The organism is Mesorhizobium waimense, assembly GCF_003601975.1.
Taxonomy (GTDB): Bacteria; Pseudomonadota; Alphaproteobacteria; order Rhizobiales; family Rhizobiaceae; genus Mesorhizobium; species Mesorhizobium waimense.
In genome coordinates, this window is sequence record NZ_QZWZ01000196.1 from 1 (window position 1) to 575 (window position 575).

General features: G+C 64.7%; 1 protein-coding gene. It reads left to right on the plus strand.

Annotated elements, in window-relative coordinates:
• Positions 1 to 575, plus strand: a 575-nt coding sequence (locus D3227_RS40605) for an alcohol dehydrogenase catalytic domain-containing protein (RefSeq protein WP_167481084.1), incomplete at both ends; no start/stop codon positions are given.

The window sequence follows — 575 nt, forward strand, 5'->3', positions numbered from 1 at the left end:
GCCGCTGTCGCTGTCGCCGCCGGAAAGCCGCTGGAGATCATGGAGGTCGACCTCGACGGCCCGCGCGACGGCGAGGTGCTGGTCGAGATCAAGGCGACCGGCATCTGCCACACCGACGAGTTCACGCTCTCGGGCGCCGACCCGGAAGGCCTGTTTCCGGCCATTCTCGGCCATGAGGGCGCCGGTATCGTCGTCGATGTCGGCAAGGGCGTGACCTCGGTCAAGAAGGGCGATCACGTCATCCCGCTCTATACGCCCGAATGCCGACAGTGCCCCTCCTGCCTGTCCAGAAAAACCAATCTGTGCACCGCGATCCGCGCCACGCAGGGCCAAGGCCTGATGCCGGACGGCTCGTCGCGTTTCTCGATCGGCAAGGACAAGATCTTTCACTATATGGGCTGCTCGACCTTCTCCAACTTCACCGTGCTGCCCGAGATCGCTCTGGCCAAGGTCAATCCCGACGCCCCCTTCGACAAGATCTGCTACATCGGCTGCGGCGTCACCACTGGCATCGGTGCGGTCATCAACACCGCCAAGGTCGAGCAGGGCGCCACCGCCGTCGTCTTCGGTCTCGG